Source organism: Paractinoplanes durhamensis (assembly GCF_016862175.1).
GTDB classification, from domain to species: Bacteria; Actinomycetota; Actinomycetes; order Mycobacteriales; family Micromonosporaceae; genus Actinoplanes; species Actinoplanes durhamensis.
The window spans coordinates 281,506-303,596 of sequence record NZ_BOML01000006.1 but is presented as its reverse complement, the minus strand read 5'-3'; the positions used below and the strand labels follow the sequence as shown (position 1 = coordinate 303,596).

23 protein-coding genes are annotated in these 22,091 nt (G+C 69.4%); 19 read left to right on the top strand and 4 right to left on the bottom strand.

Annotation, left to right across the window (positions count from 1 at the left end; all coding sequences use genetic code 11):
* Positions 1–93 precede the first annotated feature (93 nt).
* Genes trpS through Adu01nite_RS04345 form a run of 4 tightly spaced genes read left to right on the top strand, consistent with a single transcriptional unit; the run spans position 94 to position 3,001 of the window.
* Positions 94–1,116 (top strand): tryptophan--tRNA ligase, encoded by a 1,023-nt coding sequence (gene trpS, locus Adu01nite_RS04360; protein ID WP_203725020.1) that lies wholly within the window; start codon positions 94–96, stop codon positions 1,114–1,116.
* A gap of 6 nt (positions 1,117–1,122) precedes the next feature.
* Positions 1,123–1,653 carry a 2'-5' RNA ligase family protein gene (locus Adu01nite_RS04355; protein ID WP_203725018.1) on the top strand — a complete coding sequence of 177 codons (531 nt, stop codon included), beginning with the start codon at positions 1,123–1,125 and terminating at the stop codon, positions 1,651–1,653.
* Positions 1,654–1,689: 36 nt separating this feature from the next.
* Positions 1,690–2,601, top strand: a complete 912-nt coding sequence (locus Adu01nite_RS04350) for a YihY/virulence factor BrkB family protein (RefSeq protein WP_203725016.1) — start codon at positions 1,690–1,692, stop codon at positions 2,599–2,601.
* Positions 2,602–2,608: 7 nt separating this feature from the next.
* Positions 2,609–3,001: a hypothetical protein gene (locus tag Adu01nite_RS04345; RefSeq protein ID WP_203725014.1), complete on the top strand. Its 393-nt coding sequence runs from the start codon at positions 2,609–2,611 to the stop codon at positions 2,999–3,001.
* On the opposite strand, the gene Adu01nite_RS04340 is transcribed toward Adu01nite_RS04345, so the two are convergent.
* Positions 2,984–3,571: a TetR/AcrR family transcriptional regulator gene (locus tag Adu01nite_RS04340; RefSeq protein ID WP_203725012.1), complete on the bottom strand. Its 588-nt coding sequence runs from the start codon at positions 3,569–3,571 to the stop codon at positions 2,984–2,986. The two genes, Adu01nite_RS04345 and Adu01nite_RS04340, sit on opposite strands and share 18 nt — an antisense overlap.
* A gap of 55 nt (positions 3,572–3,626) precedes the next feature.
* Here Adu01nite_RS04340 and Adu01nite_RS04335 point away from each other — a divergent pair, with 55 nt between their 5' ends.
* From Adu01nite_RS04335 to Adu01nite_RS04300, 8 genes are all read left to right on the top strand, one after another.
* Positions 3,627–3,896 (top strand): SCO4848 family membrane protein, encoded by a 270-nt coding sequence (locus Adu01nite_RS04335; protein WP_203725010.1) that lies wholly within the window; start codon positions 3,627–3,629, stop codon positions 3,894–3,896.
* Between the two features lie 196 nt (positions 3,897–4,092).
* Positions 4,093–5,184 carry a BMP family lipoprotein gene (locus tag Adu01nite_RS04330; protein WP_203725008.1) on the top strand — a complete coding sequence of 364 codons (1,092 nt, stop codon included), beginning with the start codon at positions 4,093–4,095 and terminating at the stop codon, positions 5,182–5,184.
* Between the two features lie 50 nt (positions 5,185–5,234).
* The gene (locus Adu01nite_RS04325; RefSeq protein WP_307836541.1) at positions 5,235–6,875 is read left to right on the top strand and encodes an ABC transporter ATP-binding protein; all 1,641 of its coding nucleotides are present in this window, start codon (positions 5,235–5,237) and stop codon (positions 6,873–6,875) included.
* The gene (locus Adu01nite_RS04320; RefSeq protein ID WP_203725006.1) at positions 6,872–8,140 is read left to right on the top strand and encodes an ABC transporter permease; all 1,269 of its coding nucleotides are present in this window, start codon (positions 6,872–6,874) and stop codon (positions 8,138–8,140) included. Before Adu01nite_RS04325 ends, Adu01nite_RS04320 begins: the two co-directional genes overlap by 4 nt.
* A 5-nt stretch (positions 8,141–8,145) precedes the next feature.
* On the top strand, positions 8,146–9,414 hold the full coding sequence (locus Adu01nite_RS04315) for an ABC transporter permease (RefSeq protein WP_203725004.1): 1,269 nt from the start codon (positions 8,146–8,148) through the stop codon (positions 9,412–9,414).
* Between the two features lie 26 nt (positions 9,415–9,440).
* Positions 9,441–10,160 carry a cytidine deaminase gene (locus Adu01nite_RS04310; RefSeq protein WP_203725003.1) on the top strand — a complete coding sequence of 240 codons (720 nt, stop codon included), beginning with the start codon at positions 9,441–9,443 and terminating at the stop codon, positions 10,158–10,160.
* Between the two features lie 80 nt (positions 10,161–10,240).
* Positions 10,241–11,518, top strand: coding sequence for a thymidine phosphorylase (locus Adu01nite_RS04305; protein ID WP_203725001.1), 1,278 nt, complete (start codon positions 10,241–10,243; stop codon positions 11,516–11,518).
* A gap of 6 nt (positions 11,519–11,524) precedes the next feature.
* Positions 11,525–12,205 carry a DUF4272 domain-containing protein gene (locus tag Adu01nite_RS04300; RefSeq protein ID WP_203725000.1) on the top strand — a complete coding sequence of 227 codons (681 nt, stop codon included), beginning with the start codon at positions 11,525–11,527 and terminating at the stop codon, positions 12,203–12,205.
* A gap of 3 nt (positions 12,206–12,208) precedes the next feature.
* On the opposite strand, the gene Adu01nite_RS04295 is transcribed toward Adu01nite_RS04300, so the two are convergent.
* A complete protein-coding gene (locus Adu01nite_RS04295; RefSeq protein ID WP_203724998.1) occupies positions 12,209–13,009 on the bottom strand; it encodes a putative RNA methyltransferase in 801 nt (266 codons plus the stop codon).
* 26 nt (positions 13,010–13,035) lie between these two features.
* On the opposite strand from Adu01nite_RS04295, the gene Adu01nite_RS04290 reads away from it, so the two are divergent.
* The 5 genes from Adu01nite_RS04290 (at position 13,036) to Adu01nite_RS04270 (ending at position 19,598) form a co-directional block, all read left to right on the top strand.
* Positions 13,036–14,118, top strand: coding sequence for an adenosine deaminase (locus Adu01nite_RS04290; RefSeq protein WP_203724996.1), 1,083 nt, complete (start codon positions 13,036–13,038; stop codon positions 14,116–14,118).
* Positions 14,119–14,554: 436 nt separating this feature from the next.
* Positions 14,555–18,133, top strand: a complete 3,579-nt coding sequence (locus Adu01nite_RS04285) for a sensor histidine kinase (RefSeq protein WP_203724994.1) — start codon at positions 14,555–14,557, stop codon at positions 18,131–18,133.
* The gene (locus Adu01nite_RS04280) at positions 18,130–18,534 is read left to right on the top strand and encodes a roadblock/LC7 domain-containing protein (protein WP_014447580.1); all 405 of its coding nucleotides are present in this window, start codon (positions 18,130–18,132) and stop codon (positions 18,532–18,534) included. The genes Adu01nite_RS04285 and Adu01nite_RS04280 overlap by 4 nt, the downstream gene beginning before the upstream one ends.
* 91 nt (positions 18,535–18,625) lie before the next feature.
* Positions 18,626–19,006: a DUF742 domain-containing protein gene (locus Adu01nite_RS04275; RefSeq protein WP_203725131.1), complete on the top strand. Its 381-nt coding sequence runs from the start codon at positions 18,626–18,628 to the stop codon at positions 19,004–19,006.
* A gap of 1 nt (position 19,007) precedes the next feature.
* On the top strand, positions 19,008–19,598 hold the full coding sequence (locus Adu01nite_RS04270; protein ID WP_203725129.1) for a GTP-binding protein: 591 nt from the start codon (positions 19,008–19,010) through the stop codon (positions 19,596–19,598).
* Between the two features lie 49 nt (positions 19,599–19,647).
* Here the strand turns inward: Adu01nite_RS04270 and Adu01nite_RS04265 are convergent, their stop codons facing one another.
* On the bottom strand, positions 19,648–20,337 hold the full coding sequence (locus Adu01nite_RS04265; protein ID WP_203724992.1) for an HAD family hydrolase: 690 nt from the start codon (positions 20,335–20,337) through the stop codon (positions 19,648–19,650).
* A gap of 12 nt (positions 20,338–20,349) precedes the next feature.
* Positions 20,350–20,811, bottom strand: a complete 462-nt coding sequence (locus Adu01nite_RS04260; protein WP_203724991.1) for a DUF2000 domain-containing protein — start codon at positions 20,809–20,811, stop codon at positions 20,350–20,352.
* 100 nt (positions 20,812–20,911) lie between these two features.
* Here Adu01nite_RS04260 and Adu01nite_RS04255 point away from each other — a divergent pair, with 100 nt between their 5' ends.
* Both Adu01nite_RS04255 and Adu01nite_RS04250 read left to right on the top strand, forming a co-directional pair.
* A complete protein-coding gene (locus tag Adu01nite_RS04255) occupies positions 20,912–21,394 on the top strand; it encodes an Lrp/AsnC family transcriptional regulator (RefSeq protein ID WP_203724989.1) in 483 nt (160 codons plus the stop codon).
* Between the two features lie 16 nt (positions 21,395–21,410).
* Positions 21,411–22,061, top strand: a complete 651-nt coding sequence (locus Adu01nite_RS04250) for a 4a-hydroxytetrahydrobiopterin dehydratase (protein WP_203724987.1) — start codon at positions 21,411–21,413, stop codon at positions 22,059–22,061.
* Positions 22,062–22,091 lie beyond the last annotated feature (30 nt).

The following is a 22,091-nucleotide window of genomic DNA, read 5'->3' as shown; positions in this document are numbered from 1 at the left end:
CAGAAACAATCACAAGTCAACATTGTCGAACAGCACAACTCGGAGCCGGGACGTGTTCGCCACTCTCCGATGACTCCTGACAGAATGGCCGCTATGTCAGACGCCGCCTACCGCCCTCGGGTCCTTTCCGGTATCCAGCCGACCGCCGATTCGTTCCATCTCGGCAACTACCTTGGCGCGGTCCGCAACTGGGTGGCGATGCAGGAAACGCACGACGCCTACTACTGCGTCGTCGATCTGCATGCGATCACGATGGGGCACGACCCCATCGCGCTCCGCAACCGGACCAGGATCTCGGCGGCCCAGCTGCTCGCCCTCGGGCTCGACCCGGAGCGGTGCACGCTCTTCGTCCAGTCGCACGTGCCCGAGCACGCTCAGCTCGGCTGGGTGCTGAGCTGCATCACCGGCTTCGGCGAGGCCGGCCGCATGGTCCAGTTCAAGGACAAGTCGGCCAAGGCCGCCGACACCACCACGGTCGGGCTGTTCACCTACCCGATCCTGCAGGCCGCCGACATCCTGCTCTACCAGGCCGACCAGGTCCCGGTGGGCGAGGATCAGCGCCAGCACCTCGAGCTGACCCGCGACCTGGCCCAGCGGTTCAACACCCGCTACGGCCCGACCTTCCGGGTCCCGTCGGCGTTCATCCTGCGCGACACCGCGAAGATCACCGACCTGCAGGACCCGACGGCCAAGATGAGCAAGTCGGCGTCCTCGCCGAACGGCATCATCGAGCTGCTCGAGGAGCCGGCCCGCTCGGCCAAGAAGATCAAGTCGGCGGTCACCGACACCGGCCGGGAGATCCTCTACGACGAGGAGAACAAGCCGGGTGTCAGCAACCTGCTGACCATCTACGCGGCGCTGACCATGCGGACCATAGACGAACTGCTCGAGCAGTACGACGGCCGCGGTTACGGCGACCTGAAGAAGGACCTCGCGGAGATCGTCGTCGAGTTCGTCAAGCCGGTTCAGGAACGCACCCGTGCCTACCTGGAGGACCCGGGCTATCTGGACAAGGTGTTGGCGATCGGGGCCGAAAAGGCTCGCGCGGTCGCTTCGGTGACGCTCGCCGAGGCGTACCAGAACGTGGGTTTCCTCAGCCCGGCCCGCGAGCTCTGAGCGGCGGTGACCGCCGCAGCGACGACGCGGATCGGTGTCGCGATCGACATCCCCGAGCCGTGGGGCGAGCAGTTGACGCTGCGCCGCGCCGCGGCCGGTGACCCGCAGGCCGCCTACACGCCGGCGCACGTGACGCTGCTCGGCCCGACCGAGATCGCCACCGACGCGCTCGGTGCCGTCGAGAAGCACCTGGAGAAGGTGGCGGTCGCCCAGCAGCCGTTCACCATCCATCTGCGGGGCACCGGCACGTTCCGGCCGATCACCGAGGTGGTGTTCGTGGCGCTCGCGGTCGGCATCAGCGAGTGCGAGCTGCTCGCCGAGGCGATCACGTCGTCGGACGATGTGGACCGCGGTTCCCGGTTCCCCTATCACCCGCACGTGACGGTCGCCCAGGACGTGTCGCCCGAGCAGCTCGACGCGGTGTTCGAGGACCTCGGCGGGTTCTCGGCGAAATTCCACGTCACGTCGTTCACGCTGTTCTCGCACGGCGGCGAGGGGCCCTGGCGGAGACGCCGCGACTTCCCCCTGGGTGTCTAGAGTTTCCCGCACCGTGATTTCGGTTACGGTGCGGCCGTGAACCCGATCGATCGGGCGTATGACGCCGCCGAAGCGCGAATCATGCGTCTTCGTTTCCGGTCGCGGTATTTCGATCACCTCAGCCGGGCCCTGCTGCGTTTCTGGGACGCGCAGGGTGGCCGGCTGGCCGCCGCCATCGCCTACTACGGCTTCTTCGCGATCTTCGCGCTGCTGCTGATCGGGTATTCGATCTTCGGCATCCTGCTGACCAGCAACGTCGAACTGCTGAACATCGTCACCGAGTTCCTCGCCCAGAACCTGCCGTTCCTCGACATCCAGGCGATCCTGTCCAGCGGCAAGACGGTCGGCATCGTCGGCATCTTCGGGCTGACCTTCACCGGCATCGGCTGGGTGGAGGCGATCCGCTCGTCCCAGCGGCTCATCTGGCGGATTCCCGAGCAGCCCGGCTACATCGGCGTACGGCAAGCGCTGGATCTTCTTGTTCTGATCGGCCTGATCGTGTTGCTCGCCCTCTCCCAGCTCGCGGTCTACGGCCTGGAGAAGGTGACCGACTGGCTCGCCGACGGCTTCGTGCAGAACGCGGTGAGCTGGCTGCTCACCATCGCGGTCAACATGCTGCTGGCGGCGGCGCTGCTGGCCGCCGTGCCGCGGTTGCGGATGACGGTGCGCCGGATCGCGCCGCCGGTGCTGCAGGTCGGCTTCGGCATCACGTTGCTCAATACGGTGGGCAAGTCGTTCGTCGGCCTGGTCGAGCACAACCCGGCCTACGCCCTGGTCGGTTCGGCCGTCGGCGTGCTGGTCTACCTGTACGTCTTCAACCAGCTGCTGCTCTTCGGCGCGGCCTGGGCGGCGACCAGCCCGCATGGTCGGGTCGTCGACTTATCAGCTGACGATAAAAATGCCCCGGTGGGGCAAAATAGCTGGATTCGGCACACCCGCCCGGAATGATGTGCCCGTGGGCACTCTCGTGACGCTTGACCTGCCGGCGAATTCGCCGGTGGCCGATCTTCCCTGGGTCATCACGATCGGTTCGCTGGGCGACGAGGAGGACTGGGAACCCATCGTCTGCGGTCCCTACGAACGGGCGCACGCCCTCTCCCTCGCCCAGGCGGTGGTGGCCGACGAGGACCTGATGGCGGTGGTCGAGCCGCTGCTGCCCCGAGCCGACGCCGAGGCGATCCGGGACGAGATCGAGCTGGCCCGGGCCGCGGCGGAGGCACCGGAGGACGACGCCTTCGGCGAGGAGGATCACGAGACCCGGCGGGTACGCCCGGGGCGGGCACCCACCGAGGCCGAGGTGCGCGAGGGCTGGGCCCGGATCGCGGCCCGGCTAGCCCCGGTGAAGTAGGGCCCGCACGCCGGCCAGGTAGGTGTCCCGGTCCGGCCCGCCGGTCAGCAGCCGCTGCAACGCGTAACCGGGGATCAGCGAGTAGAGCGCCGACGTGACCCCGGCGACGTCGGTGTCCGGCGGTAGCTCGCCGCTCTGCACCGAGTGCTCGACGACGGCCTGCAGGCTCAGCCGCATCCCGGTGTAGCGCTCCTTGACGATCTCGCCGATCGCCGGGTCGAGCGTCGCCTCGGCCCAGATCTGCAGCGCGATCGGCAGGCTGCCGCCCGGGCCGATCTGCGGGTCGAGGCCGGTGATGATCTGCTCGATCGACTCGATCATCGGCAGCCGCTCGGCCGCCACCGCGTCGATGTGCTGCTGGAAGCCGCCGGCCACGGTCATCGCGATGGCGTTGATGATCTCGTGCTTGGATTTGAAGTAGCGGTAGACCGCGCCGACCGACAGCCCGGCCTCCTGGATCAGGTCCTGCATCGACGTGTTGTGCAGGCCCTTGCTCAGGAAGCAGGTGCGGGCCGCGGCCAGGATCTGCTCGCGGCGGGCGGTGAGATGCTCCTCGGAGACGCGTGGCATCCTGCCAGTGTAAAACGAACGCTCGCTTTTATAAGTGGATGAGATAGTGGCGTGCATGGTGATCACGCGGCGCTGGGCGCTTTTCCTGATCGCGGTCGGCGTCTGGACCTGGGTGATCTGGCCGCGCTTCGGCCTGGCGATCTACAAGGATGACCGGTCGTTCGCCGACGGCAGCCCCACGTCGTTCCTCTGGGTGCACGCCGTGCTGATCGCGGCGTCGCTGGCCATCGGCACCACCGTCGGGGTGCTCGGCGTCCTCGCCTGGCGGCGGGCCCGGCCGGCCGAAGAATTCGCGGCCAAGGTCGGCGCCGGGCCGCAAGATTAACGGCATGTTACGTAATCTCCGGTCAATTCGCGCTTAGATCCGCCTAAACCGGCGTTCAACATCATCCCCGGTTGCGGCGAGATAACGGTGCGCCAACAGTCCGGCGCAAACTTCGGTTGACCCTCTGGCCTGCGGCTACGCTCCCCAACTTGAAGACTCACCGACGGGTGTCGGTGTGCATTGGAAGGAGGGCGTTTTGCGCCCAGTACGTGGGAAGCGGATCCTTGCGGTTCTCGCGGCCGGTGGGCTTGCCCTCACCGCCGCTGCCTGTGGTGACGCCCCGGCCGAGACTCCCAGCGGTAGCTCCACGAGCGCCGCCGCCGCATACAAGGCTTGCATGGTCACCGACACCGGCGGCATCGACGACAAGTCGTTCAATGCTTCCGCGTGGGCCGGTCTGCAGGCTGCGAAGACGCAGGCCAGCAACGTCGACCCGAAGTACGTGGCGTCGACCGCCGAGGCTGACTACGAGCCCAACCTGCGCGGCTTCGTGACCCAGAAGTGCAACTTCATCCTCTCGGTCGGCGGCCTCATGGGCACCGCCACCCAGAAGGTGTCGGACGCGGAGAAGAGCTCCCAGTTCGCCATCGTGGACAGCGGTAGCACCGGGTCCAACGTCTACCCGATGCAGTTCGCCACCCACCAGGCCTCGTTCCTCGCCGGCTACCTGGCCGCGGGTTACTCGAAGTCGGGCAAGGTCGCCACGTTCGGCGGCATGAAGATCCCGCCGGTGACCATCTTCATGGACGGTTTCGCCGACGGCGTGGCGTACTACAACAAGCAGAAGAGCAAGAACGTCGTCGTGCTCGGCTGGGACAAGACCAAGCAGGCCGGCAGCTTCACCGACGACTTCGCCAGCGCGGCCAAGGGCAAGGCGCTCGCCAGCACCTTCGTCTCGCAGGGTGCCGACGTGATCCTGCCGGTCGCCGGTGGCACCGGCCTCGGTGCGGCCGAGGTCGCGACGGCCTCCAGCGGCAAGGTCTCGATCATCTGGGTCGACCAGGACGGCTGCAAGAGCGCGGCGCAGTACTGCAGCGTCTTCCTGACCACGGTCGTGAAGAACATCGAGGACGCGGTGGAGAAGGCGGTCGTCGCCGGCGCCACCGGCACGCCGCTCGCCGCGACCCCGGGCTACCTGGGCACGCTGGAGAACAACGGCGTCGAGCTCGCTCCGTACAACCAGTTCGACAGCAAGGTCGACGCCGGTCTCAAGACCGAGGTCGAGAAGCTGAAGGCAGACATCATCTCGGGTGCCGTCAAGGTCGAGTCGGCCAACGCCCCGAAGTAATACGGCAGTAGCATTCGGCCGCCGCCCGGCTGCGAGTTTTCCTCGCAGCCGTGCGGCGGTTCCACATGACCAACCAGGTCAGCCGAGGTCAGGAGATTCCGCTGAGACTCGAACTGCGCGGCATCACCAAGCGCTTCGGCGACCTGGTGGCCAACGACCACATCGACATCACCGTCGAGCCCGGCGAGGTGCACGCCCTGCTGGGCGAGAACGGCGCCGGCAAGTCGACGCTGATGAACCAGTTGTACGGCCTGCTGCAGCCGGACGAGGGCGAAATCGTGGTGAACGGCGAGGCGAAGGTCTTCCGCAGCCCCCGCGACGCGATCGCCGCCGGCATCGGCATGGTCCACCAGCACTTCATGCTCGTACCGGTCTTCACCGTGGCGGAGAACATCGCGCTCGGCGCCGAGGAGATCCGCGGCGGTCCGCTCGGCATCCTCGACCGCCGCCGCAACCGCCGCGACGTGCTGGAGACCTCGAAGAAATACGGCCTGCCGGTCGACCCGGACGCCCTGATCGAAGACCTGCCGGTCGGCGCCCAGCAGCGCGTCGAGATCGTCAAGGCCCTGACCCGCGACGTCGACCTGCTCATCCTGGACGAGCCGACCGCGGTGCTCACCCCGCAGGAGACCGACGAGCTCCTCTCGGTCATGCGCAGCCTCGCCGAGACCGGCAAGTCGATCGTCTTCATCACCCACAAGCTTCGCGAGGTCAAGGCGATCGCCGACCGGATCACGGTGATCCGCCGCGGCCGCACGGTCGCCCCATCCGACCACCCCGCCGCCACCCTTGACCGGAACAGGACCTCCTTCTCCCCGGACACCCCTGAGGACGAGCTGGCCGCGCTCATGGTCGGCCGTCAGGTCAGCCTCGAGGTCAGCAAGACCCCGGCCGAGCCCGGCCGGGAGGTCCTCAAGATCAGCGGTCTGGTGGTCGACGACGACCGCGGCATCCGGGCGGTCGACGGCGTGGACCTCAGCGTCCGGGCCGGCGAGGTGCTCGGCATCGCGGGCGTGCAGGGCAACGGCCAGACCGAGCTGGTCGAGGCGATCGTGGGCCTGCGCGCGGCCCGCTCCGGCAGCCTCGAGCTCGACGGCGAGAGCCTGGCCGGGATGGGGACCAAGAAGATCCTCCGGTCCGGGGTCGGCTACATCCCCGAGGACCGCAGCCTCGACGGCGTGGTCAAGGAGTTCTCGGTCGCCGAAAATCTGGTGCTCGACATGTACGACCGGCCGCCGTTCGGCAACGCCTTCAAGCTCAACCCCAAGGCGATCAACGAGTCGGCCGCCGAGCGGGTCACCCAGTTCGACATCCGCACCTCATCGCCGGCCTCGACGGTGAGCACCCTCTCCGGCGGCAACCAGCAGAAGGTGGTCGTCGCCCGGGAGATGTCCCGGCCGTTGCGCCTGATGATCGCCAGTCAGCCCACCCGCGGCGTGGACGTCGGCTCGATCGAGTTCATCCACAGCCAGATCATCCACGAGCGGGACAACGGCACCGCTGTTCTCGTGGTGTCCAGCGAGCTGGACGAGGTGGTCGGTCTCGCCGACCGGATCGCGGTCATGTACCGCGGCAAGATCCTGGCCATCGTCTCGCCCGACATGCCCCGCGAGGAGATCGGCCTGCTGATGGCCGGCATCACCGGCGCGGAGGCCGCAGCGGAACCGGAACCGGAAGAGGAAACAGAGTGACCACCGACGTCGAGGCGCCCCCACCCGCCAAGGAGTCGCCCAAGGAAAAGGAGGAGGGTTTCCTCACCCTCTTCCTGAAGAACCTCTGGTCGGCCAACACGGTCACCGTCACGGTCCTGTCGATCTTCCTGGCGCTGGTCGTCGGGGCGGTGCTGATCGTGGTCTCCGACTCCGAGGTGCTGGGCAAGTTCGCGTACTTCACCTCCCGGCCCAGCGACGCGCTCGAGGCGAGCTGGACCCTGATCAGCGGCGCCTACGCCGACCTGTTCAAGGGCGCCCTCTTCGATCCGGCCTCGTTCCAGGCCTGGTTCAACGGCAGCGGCACCTGGCAGGCCGCGTTCAACCCGATCTCCGAGACGCTCACCTACGCCACCCCGCTGGTCTTCACCGGCCTGGCGGTGGCGCTCGCCTTCCGCGGCGGCCTGTTCAACATCGGCGGCCAGGGCCAGGCGATCATGGGCTGCGTGCTGGCCGGCGTGGCCGGTTTCGCGTTCCATCTGCCGGTCGGCCTGCACCTGCTCGTGGCGCTGCTCTTCGGCGTGCTCGGCGGCGCGCTCTGGGGCTTCGTGCCCGGCTTCCTCAAGGCCCGCACCGGGGCCCACGAGGTCATCACCAGCATCATGCTCAACTACACGGCCCTGCTGTTCCTCGGCTGGCTGATCCTGCAGAAGGGCGTGCAGGACCCGGAGCGCAGCGACGCGATCAGCAAGACCATCGCCACCTCGGCCGAGCTGCCGGCGCTGCCCGCCCCGCTGCGGGTGCACCTCGGCATCGTGGTCGCCGTGCTGGTCACCGCCGGGGTCGCCTGGATCATCAACCGGTCGTCCTTCGGCTTCGAGCTGCGCGCGGTGGGCGTGAACCCGCCCGCGGCCAAGACCGCCGGGATGAGCGTCGCCAAGACGTACACCCTGCTCATGGTGGTGGCCGGTGGCCTCGCCGGACTCGGTGGCGCGACCCAGGTGCTCGGCACCGCCGACAAGCTCACCGCCCAGGTGGCCGGCAACATCGGCTTCGACGGCCTGCTGGTCGCCCTGCTCGGCCGGAACAAGCCGTGGGGCACGCTGTTCGCCGCGATCCTGTACGGCGGGCTACGGGCCGGCGGCAACCTGATGCAGGTCGACATCGGCATCTCGCTCGAGTTGGTCACCGTGCTGCAGGCCCTGATCGTCATCTTCATCGCCGCGCCCGCCATGGTGAAGGCGATCTTCCAGCTCCGCGCCGCCCGTTCCGCACGGCTCGGCGCCTCGATGTCGAAGGGCTGGTGACCCAGGTGTCCACGGCAACAGTGGAAAACCTGACCGGGTTGGCCGCACCCGACCGGTTCTGGAACCGGGACCGCCGGCTCGGCGCCGGTGTCACGGTCATCGGCCTGGTGGCCGCGCTGATCTTCGGCCCGCTCGCCGAGTCGAAGACCGCCCGCTTCACGCTCAGCACCGACGCGAGCGGCGCCGCGCTGTCGATCAACGGCCAGTTCGGCACGATCCTGTTCGGGCTGATCGCGGTGGCCCTCGGCGTCGTCATGCTGACCGGCAAGGCCAAGCGCTGGCAGACCCTGCTGCTCTGCCTCGGCATCGCGGCCTTCGTGCTGTCGTTCCTGTGCTGGCAGGTGGCCGGCAAGTTCATGCCGCTGATCGACACACTCAGCGGCAGCGTCGAGTACGCCCTGCCGCTCGTCCTGGGCGCGCTGGCCGGTGTGCTCGGCGAACGCTCCGGCGTGGTCAACGTGGCGATCGAGGGCCAGTTCCTGATGGGCGCGTTCGGCGCGGCCCTGGTCGGCACGCTCGCCACCAGCGTCTGGGCCGGCCTGATCAGCGCCATGATCGGCGGCCTGATCATCGCCGCGATGCTGGCCGTGCTGGCCATCAAATTCCTGGTCGACCAGGTCGTCGTCGGCACCGTGCTCAACCTGTTCGCGCTCGGCGTCACCGGCTTCCTCTACGAGCGGCTGATGCAGCCGAACGCCCTGAAGTACAACCAGCCGCCGCAGATGCCGCGCTGGGAGATCCCGGGCCTGGCCGACATCCCGGTGATCGGGCCGGTGCTGTTCCACACCAACGTGCTGGTCTGGATCGCCCTGATCCTGGTCTTCGTCATCCACTTCGCGCTCAAGGGCACGCGGTGGGGCCTGCGCACCCGCGCGGTCGGCGAGCACCCGACGGCGGCCGACACGGTCGGTGTCCGGGTGCGCGGCCTGCGCTACGTGAACGTGATGGTCGGCGGTCTGATCGCCGGGGCCGGCGGGGCCTACTTCACGCTCGTCTCCACCGGCGCGTTCAACAAGAACATGACCGCGGGCGCCGGCTTCATCGCGCTGGCCGCCCTGATCTTCGGCCGCTGGACCCCGTTCGGCGCGCTCGGCGCGGCCCTGTTCTTCGGCTTCGCGCAGAAGCTCGCCTACTTCCTGAGCGTGGCCGGCAGCCCGGTGCCCAACCAGTTCCTCAACATGCTGCCCTACATCGCCACCATCGTGGCCGTGGCCGGTCTCGTCGGCCGGGTTCGGGCGCCGGCCGCGGACGGCATCCCATACGTCAAGAGCTGAGCGGCTCACCTGGCAGAATTCAGGGCATGGAGATCGACTGGGCTGGACTGCGGGCCGCCGCCATCGAGGCGATGCGGCACGCGTACGCGCCCTACTCCGACTTTCCGGTCGGAGTGGCGGCGCTGGTGGACGACGGCCGGGTCGTCGTCGGGTGCAACGTGGAAAATGCGTCCTACGGCGTCGGGCTCTGCGCCGAGTGCGGGCTGGTCAGCTCGCTGCACGCGACCGGCGGTGGCCGGCTGGTGGCGGTCTCCTGCGTGGACGCCAACGGCAACCCGCTGATGCCGTGCGGGCGCTGCCGGCAGCTGCTCTACGAGCACGGCGGGCCGGAGTGCCTGTTCGAGGCGCTGCCACGGCCGCTGAAGCTCAGCGAGCTGTTGCCGCACGCGTTCGGGCCGGACGACCTCGACAAGGTCAACGGGCCGTCGGCCGGGCACGAGGTGCCGACCGCGCTGGCCAAGTGGCGCGGGCGGGGCACGGTCTTCGTGCACCCCGACCTGTCCGGCGGCGAGACGGTCTGGACCGGCTACTGGGAGCGGTCCGGGGGCAGCCCCGAGGAGAGCGGCGTCGCGAAGGGCGTGCTCGAGGAGGGTCCGAACTTCCCCACCACCGCCGAGGCGGTCGGGTGGGGCCGGGTCCGCACGCCACGGATCGTGGTGGTGGACGCCGACGGCGGCCTGGCCTGGGCCGGCGAGGGAGAACCACCGGAGGGCATCCCCGCCCGGTGGGCACAGGACGGGGTCTAGATGAGCGAGCGTAGCGAGCGAATCGGCAAGTTCAGTGCGGAATTTGCTCTTGGTAACTCGGAGCGAAGCGAGGAGTTGACATGAGCGATTTTGCGGCAGTTGACGTCATCCGGGCGAAGCGGGACGGTCACGTCCTCAGCGACGCACAGATCGACTGGGTGGTCGACGCCTACACCAAGGGTGTGGTCGCCGATGAGCAGATGTCGGCGCTCGCCATGGCGATCCTGCTGCGCGGCATGACGCCGGCCGAGATCGCCCGCTGGACCGCCGCGATGATCGCCAGCGGGGAACGGCTCGACCTCTCCAGCGTCACCCGGCCGACCGCCGACAAGCACTCCACCGGCGGCGTCGGCGACAAGATCACGCTGCCGCTGACCCCGCTCGTGGCGGCCTGCGGCGCGGCCGTGCCGCAGCTCTCCGGCCGCGGGCTCGGCCACACCGGTGGCACCCTCGACAAGCTCGAGTCGATCGCCGGGTGGCAGGCCTCGATCAGCAACGACGCGTTCAAGCGCCAGCTGCAGGACGTCGGCGCGGTGATCTGCGCGGCCGGCGACGGCCTGGCCCCGGCCGACCGCAAGCTCTACGCGCTGCGCGACGTCACCGGCACGGTCGAGGCCATTCCGCTGATCGCCAGCTCGATCATGAGCAAGAAGATCGCCGAGGGGACCGGCGCGCTGGTGCTCGACGTCAAGGTCGGCTCCGGTGCCTTCATGAAGGATCTGGCCACCGCGCGCGAGCTGGCCAGCACCATGGTGCGGCTCGGCAAGGACAGCGGGGTCAACACGATCGCGCTGCTCACCGACATGAACACCCCGCTCGGCCTGGCCGTCGGCAACGCGATCGAGGTGGCCGAGTCGGTCGAGGTGCTGGCCGGCGGCGGTCCGGCCGACGTGGTCGAGCTGACCCTGGCGCTGGCCCGGGAGATGCTGACCGCGGCCGGGATCGACGCCGACCCGGCGAAGGTGCTGGAAAGCGGCGCCGCGATGGACAGCTGGCGCCGGATGATCCAGGCCCAGGGCGGCGACCCGGATGTCCCGCTGCCGGTGGCCCGGGAGACCGAGGTGCTGCGCGCTTCGGCGGACGGCGTGGTGACGGCCGTCGACGCGTACGGGATCGGGGTGGCCGCCTGGCGTCTCGGCGCCGGGCGCGCGCGCAAGGAGGACCCGGTCAGCTTCGGGGCCGGGGTGATGCTCAAGGTGAAGCCGGGGGACCGGGTGCGGGCCGGGGACGTGTTGCTCGAATTGCGTACGGATGAAAGCGCCCGGATCGACACGGCGCGTGACCTCGCGGCAGCGGCCGTCACCGTCGGCGAGGCCGCGCCCGCCCTTACCCCTCTCGTTCTCGACCGCATAGCCTGACCCACCATGACGAAGGCCGTCCCCGATCCGCGCGCGGTCCGCGACGCCAGCCTCGACGAGGTCGAGCGGCTGGGTCTGCCGCTGCCACCGCCCGGCTTCCCGCTGATCTGGGAGCCGGGCGACACGGTCGACCTGCGCCCGACCGTGGAGATCGAGGCGCGGTGCGCGGTCCTGCACGTGGTCGTGGCCCGGTGCTTCGGGATGCCCACCGAGATCGCGATGGGCTGGCTGCTCGGCTCGCACCTGGTCGATCTCGTGACGCCGCCGGAGTGGCAGTTCGTGATCGGCGCCAAGGGTGATCACCGATCGTTCGTGCTGCACCATGACGCGGTGTTCGCGCTGGCCTGGTTACTGGGGCTGAGCCGGCATCTGGATCCGACCGCCCCGCCCGAGGACCGGATGATGTCGCAGATGCCCGATCTCCCGTCTGGTGAGACTTTCGGCAGCTGGCGGTCGCGGTCGCTGATGTCGCCCCGCGACCCGGTCGAGGCGGCCGTCCTGCTCGACCTCTACTACTGCCTGGACTGGGCGTTCCAGGAGGCCGAGCGGCTCGGCGGGCCGGTGCCCGGCGAGATCGACAGCAACGCGATCGGCCAGCGTCGCTGGGCCCTGGAGTGGGCGGTCCTCTTCCACGGCCCCTACCACGACAAACCGCCGGAGTGGGAAGAGGTCGACCTCTCGGTCTGAGGACTACCGGGGGTGGTAGGCCGTCACCTGCACCGCCGCGGTCACCGGCACGTCGGTGGTCGGCAGATCGGCGACCGGGACGTGGTGGGCGCTCGGGGTCATTCCGATCAGGGTGCGCACCTCGGCCGCGGTCAGGTGCAGTTCGCGCTGGTAGGACTTGGCGGCGCCGGCCGTGAAGTGCTCGTCGAGCGCCTCCCGGACCCGCTGCTGCTTGTCCGGATCGACCCGGATCAGGCCGTGCGCCGCGATCAGCTCCCGCAGGTGCTCCGGGGCCGGGGTCACCACCACCAGCACCCCGTCCGGCCGCAGGACCCGGCGGAACTCGGCGCCGTTGCGCGGCGCGAACACGTTGATGATCAGGCCGGCCGACGCGTCCGCGATCGGCAGCGGCCGCCAGAGATCGGCGAGCACGGCGGCGGCCCGCGGATGGGCCCGGGCGGCGCGGCGCAGGGCCGGCTTGGACACGTCGAGGCCGAGGCCGGTGGCGCCGGGGGCCGCGTCGAGCACCCGGGCCAGATAACTGCCGGTGCCGACGCCGGCGTCGACGACAAGACCCGGGATGGCGTACGCGGTGAGCGCCTCGGCGATGAAGTCGTAGTGCCCGGCGGCCAGGAAGCCGGCCCGGTCGGCCACCATCTCCACGGTGTCCCCGGAGTGCGGCAGCCGGCCCGCGCTCAGGTCCGCATATCCCTGTTTGGCCATGTCGAAGCTGTGCCCGCGGGGGCATCGCAGGGCCCGATCGGCCCGGTGCAACGGCTGTTCGCAACTCGGGCACCGCAGGTACGGCAATGCTCCGTCGATCATTCGTTCCCGCCCTCTAGGCTTCTCGGATGGCCGCCATCACGCACTCCGACATCGTCAAGGCACCGAAAGCGCTGTTGCACGACCACCTCGACGGTGGTCTGCGCCCCGAGACCATCCTCGAGCTCGCCGGGGAAATCGGGCACGAGCTTCCGGCCGGCGATCCGGCGGCGCTGGGCGAGTGGTTCGTCGCGGCGGCCGATTCGGGCTCGCTCGAACGGTACCTGGAGACGTTCGCGCACACGGTGGCGGTGATGCAGACCGCCGAGTCGCTGCACCGGGTGGCCAAGGAGTGCGCGCTCGACCTGGCCGCGGACGGGGTGGCCTACGCCGAGGTGCGCTACGCGCCGGAGCAGCATCTGGAGCGCGGTCTTTCGCTGGACGACGTGGTCGACGCGGTGAATGCCGGATTTGTCGAAGGTTCCGCGGAAGCGGCGGCCCTGGGCCGGCCGATCCGGGTCGGGGTGCTGCTGACCGCGATGCGGCACGCGGCCCGCTCGCAGGAGATCGCCGAGCTGTCGGTGCGCTACCGGGACGCGGGCGTGGTCGGCTTCGACATCGCCGGCGCCGAGGCCGGTTTCCCGCCCACCCGGCACCTGGACGCCTTCGAGTACCTCCAGCGTGAGAACTTCCACTTCACCATCCACGCCGGCGAGGCCTTCGGCCTGCCGTCGATCTGGCAGGCCATCCAGTGGTGCGGCGCCGACCGGCTCGGGCACGGGGTGCGGCTGGTGGACGACATCACGCGTACGCCTGGGGAAGATGCCGTTCTCGGACGCCTCGCGGCCTATGTTCGCGACAAGCGGATTCCGCTGGAGTTGTGCCCTTCGTCCAATGTGCAGACCGGTGCGGCCGCCTCGATCGCCGAGCACCCGATCGGTCTGCTGCACGATCTGCGGTTCCGGGTCACCGTCAACACCGACAACCGGTTGATGAGCGGCACCTCGATGTCGCGGGAGATGGCCCTGCTCAGCGAGGCTTTCGGCTGGGGCTGGGCGGAGCTGCAGTGGCTCACCATCAACGCCATGAAGTCGGCCTTCATCCCGTACGACGAGCGCCTCGAGATCATCAACGAAGTGATCAAGCCGGCCTACGCCAAGCTGCTGGGTTGAGTGCTTCCCGGCAAGCGCCACCCGACCTAAGGTTTGCGGCTTTGCCGGTTCGGTGAGACGTCTCATCCGTTCGGTCAGAATGGTCCCTACAAATACTTCAAAATCGGGCATCTCACCTTGCTCTGCGGGCCCGACCGCGACATCGTCTGTCCTGCCGCGATCCACTACGATCGGGCCCGATCGAACGACGACACCCCCGCGTCGAGTCGATCGGCATGAGTGACTCTGAGAGATGCGAAGCGATACAGGCAGTCATAACGAACCGGCGATGTCCAACTCCGACGGAGCAACATCGCGTCACACAAGCGGTCCGTGTCCGCCTGCTCTTTCTCTTTGACACTCGTCGTGATGGAATCTCGGGGGCCCGACGCGGTAGTCGGCCGTGTGCGGTGTTCCGGCGACCCGAAAGCCGGGCCCGAATCAGGAGGACGGTGACGTGAGCAAGCGCCCCAAGACGGCGACCGGCGTCATGTCGCGTCTCCGTCGGCCGGCCGATCGGCTGCGAGATCTGCCGATCTGGTCGAAGCTCGGTCTCATCATGCTGGTGCCTACCCTGGCGACGATCATCGTCGGCGTCAGCGGTCTGGTGGACCACATCGACGAGGCGAGCAACGCGGAGCGCGCTCGGAACCTTTCGGTTCTGTCGGAGGCCGCCGGTGGTCTCGTCGACCGCCTGCAGAACGAACGTGCCTACGGCGTCATCATCACCACGAGCCCGCGGCAGAGCACTGTCCGCGACGTGGCGATGAAGGCCTACAACGGCGAGCACGCTCAGGTCGACCAGGCCAAGGTTCCGTATTCGCAGCAGAAGGCCGCGCTGGATGACGTGCCGCCCAAGGTGAGCACCCTCCTGCTGCGGCTGGACCGTAACCTCGAGGACCTGCCCGCCAAGCGGAGCCAGATCGCCAACGGCAAGCTCAACGCCGATGACGTCAAGGACACCTACGGCAAGCTGATCGACGACCTGCTCTCGGTCCGCGACGTCTCCGCCCAGCTGGCCAGCGACACCGAGCTGAGCGACCACCTGCGTACGGTGGCCGCCGTCGCCCGGGCCAAGGACTTCATCTCCCAGCAGCGCGACGTCGGTCACGAGGTGCTCGGCGCCGGCGACTTCAACGCCACGCTGCGCCAGGACTTCCTGCTCACCGACGCCGGCTTCAAGCTCGCGCAGTCGAGCGTCAAGTCGGTCGGCAGCGACGAGGAGCAGCAGCTCTTCGAGCGCACGGCGAACGTGACCGACGGCCGCGCCGCCACCAACCTGACCATCCAGCTCCGCGCGCTGCAGGGTGCGAACACCAAGAACATCCCGTTCGACTCCCAGCAGTGGGAGACGGCGATGATCGGCTACAACAATCTCTTCCGCGAGGTGGAGAAGAAGTTCGACGCCGACATCGTGGTCGAGGCCACCGATCTGCGTAACGCGGTGAACCGCAAGGTCTTCATCGAGACCAGCGTTCTGCTCGCGATGCTGCTGCTGGCCATCCTGTTCGCCTGGCTCGTCGCCCGGTCGATGGCCCGCTCGCTGCGTGAGCTGCGCCAGGGTGCCCTGTCGGTCGCCCAGTTCGGGTTGCCGCACGCGGTTTCCCGACTGCGAGATCCGGCACTCGCCACCTCACTGACCCCGGCCCAGGTCGCCGACCAGATCGCCGAGCCGCTGCCGGTGCGCAGCCGGGACGAGTTCGGTCAGGTGACCGAGGCGTTCAACGCGGTTCACCTCGAGGCGGTGCGCACCGCGGCCGAGCAGGCCGCCCTGCGGGCCTCCGTCGCGACGATGTTCGTCAACCTCGCCCGCCGTTCGCAGATCCTGGTCGACCGGCTCATCGGTCACCTCGACCGGCTGGAGCGCGGCGAGGAAGACCCGGACCGTCTGGCCGAGCTCTTCCAGCTCGACCACCTGGCCACTCGAATGCGGCGTAACGACGAAAACCTCCTGGTTCTCGCCGGCGCCGACTCGACCCGCGTGCAGCGCGAGCCGGCCGCCCTGATCGACGTGCTCCGGGCCGCCCAGTCCGAGGTCGAGCACTACACCCGCATCGAGTTCGGCATGATCGACCGAGACATCGAGGTGGCGGCGCACGCCGTCAACGACATGGTCCACCTGGTCGCCGAGCTCTTCGACAACGCGACCGCGTTCTCGCCGCCCAACTCGACGGTCACCGTCGAGGCCCGGCGGCTGGGCGACAGCGCGCTGCTCTCGGTGGAGGACCGCGGCATCGGCATCAGCCGGGAACAGCTGCGCGACCTCAACGAGCGGCTCGCCAACCCGCCCATGGTGGACGTGGCCGTCTCCCGCATGATGGGCCTGGTCGTGGTCGCCCGGCTGGCGAACCGGCACGGCGTCAAGGTCGAGCTGCGCCCGGCCGACAGCGAGCGCGGCACGGTGGCCGAGGTCGGCCTGCCGCTGCCGGTGCTCTCCGGCGGTAACAGCGCCGGTCGTCCGCTGCCGGCCAACGGCTACGAGAGCCTGCAGCAGGGTCCCGGTCGTTCGGGCATGCCCGAGCCGCTGGCCCTGGAGAGCGGTCGTGGCGGTTACCCCGGTGGCCGTCCCTTCGACCCGAACCCGCCGATGCCCAACGGCGGCATGCTCGGCACCAACGGCAGCCGCGGCGTTCCGGCCTGGTCCGATCTGACCGGCGCGTCGGGTGGTTCCAACGGTTCCAACGGCTTCGGCACCAACGGCTCGTCGAACGGCGGCGGCGGTGGCGGCCAGAACGGCTTCTACGGCCCGCGCAGCAACGAGATGATCCCGCCGCTGCCGACCGGCCCGATGGGCCCGGGCGGTGGCCCGCAGGGCTTCACCGGCCCCGACGGCCTGCCGCAGCGCCGCAACGGCGACCAGTTCCAGACGGGCAACGACACCTACGGTGGTCCGTCGATCCCGCGGCAGCTGCCGTCCAACCCGGAGAGTCAGGGTCGCGGCGGTTACGTTCCGCCGGTGTCGGCCCCGCCGATGCCGCCGGTCTCGGCACCCCCGGTGCCGTACGGCCGGCCGAACTCGGCACCGCCGGCCAACGGGTCGCCGGTGTCCGGTGCGGCCGCGAACCCACCGGTCTGGCCGCCGGTCGCCCCCGAGCGCGACCCGAACGCCACTCCGCACGTGCCGGAGAACCTCGCCGCGGCGCTCGACATGACCGCCGAGATCCCGCGCTACCGGCCCGAGCGGTCCGACCCCCAGGTCGAGCGCCCGAGCAACCCGCAGACCGCGCCGATCCCGTCGTCCGCCCCGCCGGCCCGTCCGGTGTCGGCGACCCCGGTCTCCGCGATGCCGACCTCGGGTGGCCCGGAAGCCCAGCAGCGGGCGGCGGCTGCGGCCCGGGCGGCCCACGAGATCGCGGCGGCCCAGGCCGCCGAGGCTCAGGCCACCGCGGCTCAGCAGATCGCCGCGGCCCAGGCGGCAGCCCGTCAGCGGGACAGCAACCAGGGCCAGTTCGCCGACGAGACGATGGAGCTACCGATCTTCCGCGAGCTCGAGTCGGCGTGGTTCACCACTACCACACCGTCCCGGCCGGACGGCAAGCCCAACGGCTCCGACGAAGCGGTCACCTCGCAGCGGATCCCGACCGGGGAACCCACCCGTTCGGTGCCGCAGCAGGCCGGTTCGCCCGAATCGCGGGAGCTCGACCCGGCAACAGTGGGCGTTGGCGCCACGAACGGCTACGGTTCGAACGGCAATGGCTCCAACGGCAACGGGGCCAACGGCAGCGTGGCGAGTAATCCATGGCAAACCGCTGCCGACGAAGGCTGGCAGGCCGCTCGCGCGGCCGCCGAGCACTCGATCGACACCACTACCACGGCCGGGCTGCCCAAGCGCACACCGATGGCGCAGCTCGTCCCCGGCGGTGTCGACCGTGGCGGAGACCCCGCCCAGAAGCGCACGCCCGAGGGAGTTCGCGGTCTGCTGTCCGCGTACCACCGGGGTGTGCAGCGCGGTCGCACCAAGGAACAATCGACCAACCCGGAGGGAACTCCGGGAGGGCAGCAGTCCTCGCAGGCTGGCAAGGAGCATGAGGCATGACATCTACGCAGGATCTCGGTTGGCTTCTGGCCAACTTCGCCGACCGCGTTCCCGGAGTCGCGCATGCGATCGCGGTCTCCGCCGACGGTCTGCTCCTCGCAGCATCGCGGGACCTTCCGCGTGACCGTGCCGACCAGCTGGCGGCAATCGCCTCCGGCCTGGTCAGCCTCACCCAGGGCGCCGCTCGGTGCTTCGAGGGTGGCGCGGTGCTGCAGACGGTCGTCGAGATGGACAACGGGTTCCTTTTCCTGATGTCGATCTCCGATGGCTCGTCGTTCGCGGTGCTCGCAGCGCGCAGCTGCGACGTCGGTCAGGTCGGCTACGAGATGGCCCTCCTTGTCGACCGCGTCGGCGAGGCCCTCACTCCGGCTCCGCGTTCCGCGGCCGGCGTGCTGGGCTGAACGGGCAGGTAGCCGGTTCATCCGGCCGCTGTCCAAATCATTGACAACAAGAGACACTTCTAGGGGTTCGAGGAAGGGGTGAGCGGTGACGATGCCCGAACGCGATGAGCCGACAGGCGCGCTGGTCAGGCCGTACGCCGTGACCCGCGGTCGGACCCGGCCGAAGCTTGAGATAGCGCTGGAAGCGCTGGTCGAGACAACCGTGCGCGGGCGATCAGGAATGATCCGCGGCGGGCAGGGTGGAAGCGAGCATCAGTACATCGCGGCCATGTGCGACGGCGGCCGTGTGCAGTCGCTCGCTGAAATCGCCGCACGCATGCAACTGCCGCTCGGTGTGGCTCGAGTGATCGTCGCGGACATGGCCACTGATGGCCTGGTCGCGGTGTACGAGCCCACCTCGCTGGACGACGAGACCGACGCGGTAGGCACGGAACTGCTGGAAAGGGTGCTGAGTGGACTTCGCAGGCTCTGACATGTCGCACCGTCCCGCTGCGGGGGGACGCGTTACATCGGCGAAGATTGTCATCGCCGGTGGGTTCGGCGTCGGCAAAACGACGCTGGTCGGGTCGGTCTCGGAGATCACCCCACTGACCACTGAGGCGATCATGACCTCGGCTGGTGTGGGTGTCGACGACAACCGGCAGGTGCCCGGGAAGATGACGACCACCGTCGCCATGGACTTCGGCCGCATCAGTATCGATCGTGACCTGATCCTGTACCTGTTCGGTACCCCGGGCCAGACCCGTTTCTGGTTCATGTGGGACGAACTGGTCCGGGGCGCGATCGGTGCCGTGGTCATGGTCGATACGCGCCGGCTGGCCGACTGCTTCGCCGCCATCGACTTCTTCGAGCACCGTCGCCTCCCGTACCTGGTGGCGATCAACTGCTTCGACGGGATGCAGTACCACAACGCGCAGGACGTTCGGGACGCGCTCGCGATCTCGAGCGACGTGCCCGTGGTGAGCTGCGACGCCCGCAACCGCGAGTCGACGAAGAACGTCCTCATCTCGCTCGTCGAGTATGTGTTGACGATGCGTCGCACGCGGGCCGTAGCGCCGGCGTAGCGCTTGGTGGAAGCCCCGCTCCGATAGTCGGAGCGGGGCTTCTGCATGCTCAAGAGTCGATCAGCGTCGGCAGGGCGTCGAGGTCGGGGATCGCCAGCGCGGGCGTGTAGGGGTCGGGATCGCTGCGCAGGGCGGCCGCGTCCGGGTAGGCCGTGTTGGTCACCAGGATCGGGCGCATCCCCGCCCGGTGGGCGCCGGCGTGCTCGCGGCTGCCGCCGTCCCCGACATACCAGCAGTCGGCCGGGTTTACCCCGAGACGGGCGCTGACGGCCTCGTAGAGGCGTTGGTCGGGCTTGCGGTACCCCTCGTGCCAGGAGAAGACCGCTGCGTCGATCCTGGGCGCGTAGGGCGTTTCCGGCCAGGACTCGTAGAGCTCGCTCGAACAGTCGCTGATCAGACCCAGCCGGTAGCCGTCGGCGCGCAGCCGATCCAGTAGGTCGAGCACGCCCGGCCGGGGCGGCCGGACGTGGACCGAGCCGGCCAGCTGGGCGGCCACGGCCGCGTCCAGCTCGGACTCGGCCGGGTCGGCGCCGCAGTCCCGGGCCACCCGGCGCAGCGTCTGCCGGGCGTCGCCGTAGCCGCCCACGATCCGCTCCGGGAAGCTGGCGCCCATCGCGTGCCAGAAGCGGTCGGCGGGGACGCCCAGGGCGGCCGCGGTGGCGGTGACGGAATCGCGGCGGCCGGCCTCGGCGGCCGGGTCGGTCAACGTGCCGAAGAAGTCGAAGACGATAGCCCGCACCTCGACATGGTCTCAGGGCATCAGCGGAAGCTTGCCGACGATCTTGTCCAGCGGATTGCGGGGGCCGACGATGCTGACCGCGTAGTAGTCGAGGGCGTCGGCCGGCGCCTCGCCGACGGCGGTCAGGTATTCGGTGTAGACGCGGGTCTGCTGGGCGGCCGCGGGCATGTCGGCGACGAAGAAGTCGGGGCGGGCGGCGGCCCGGGCCCGGATGGTGCGGAGGGTGGCGGCGTCGGCGGCCAGCACCGTGCAGCCGGCCCAGGGCAGGCCGGGGTGGCTGTTGCCGTCGGCGTCGATCGCGTCGTCGCCGAGCAGACCGGCGACGGCCTTGACGGTGGCGGCGGCGGTGCAGATCGCGGCGTTCGCGGCCCGGCCGGCGGGCAGGGCGGTGTCGACCACCACGACCCACTTGAGGCGGGCGGCCCGGGTCGGCGCGCTCGGGTCGATCTCCTCGGTGGCAAATCCGACGGTCATGCTGTCTCCCTGTGCATTCATCCGGGCTCTGCGAAGAATGCTAGGCAGATGAATACGATAGCTGCAAAGCATCCGTACTAATCGCGGAAGAGAGAGGCAGATGACTGACCTCGACGAACTTGATACGGCGATCCTGCGGGAACTCCAGTCGGATGCACGGAAGACCAATCGGGAGGTGGCGGCGGCGGTCGGTGTCTCGCCGACCACCGCGCTCGACCGCACCCGGGCGTTGCGGCGGCGCGGGGTGATCCGGGGCGCGCTCCTCGACGTCGACCTGCCGGCCATCGGGCGGCCGGTGCAGGCGCTGATCGCGGTGCGGATCCGGCCGCCGTCGCGGCGCAACATCGAGGCCTTCCGCGAGTGGGTCAGCATGCTGCCGGACACACTCGGGCTCTACGTCACGACCGGCACCGACGACTTCATCGTGCACGTGGCGGTGCCGGACAACGCGAGCCTCTACGAGTTCGTCATCGACCGGCTGACCCAGCGCCCGGAGGTCGCCGACGTCCGCACGTCGATCGTCTACGAGCACATCCGCAACCACCGGATCGGCCCGGTCACGGGCAGCGGGAGCCGGGGCTGAGGGGAAGGATGGGAGCATGACGAAGCTGACGGGACAACAGGTCGCGGCCGAGGGCCTGACGGGCTGGACGCATCTGTACAACGGGCTGCAGACCCGGGTCGGCAGCGGTGGCTTCGCCGCCGGCCTGGCGCTGGTCAACGCGATCGGCGCGGCGGCCGAGGAGATGGATCATCATCCGGATCTCGACCTGCGCTACACCCACGTCGACGTCCGCCTCACCAGCCATGACACCGGCGGGGTGACGGCGCGCGACGTGCGGTTGGCCCGCACCATCTCGGCGCTGGTCGCGGACGCCGGCCTGACCCACTCGTCGACCGGTCTGACCTGGCTGGAGTTCGGCCTGGACAGCCCGGATTTCGCGGTGGTGGCGCCGTTCTGGGAGGCGATCCTGGGGTTCGAGCGACGCACCGGCGACTACGACGAGGAGGTCGCCGACCCGTCCGGCGCGCTGCCGACGATCTGGTTCCAGCAGTCCGGCAGCGCCGAGCCCCGGCAGCGGTGGCACCCCGACCTGTGGATCGACCCGTCCGAGGTGCAGCCGCGGATCGACGCGGCGGTGGCGGCCGGCGGCACGCTGGAGAGCGACTCCGAGGCGCCCAGCTTCTGGGTGCTGGCCGACCCGCAGGGCAACCGCGTCTGCCTGTGCACCTGGCAGGACCGCAAGTAGGCACGAAAAAGGCGGCCGCTATGCCGCGGC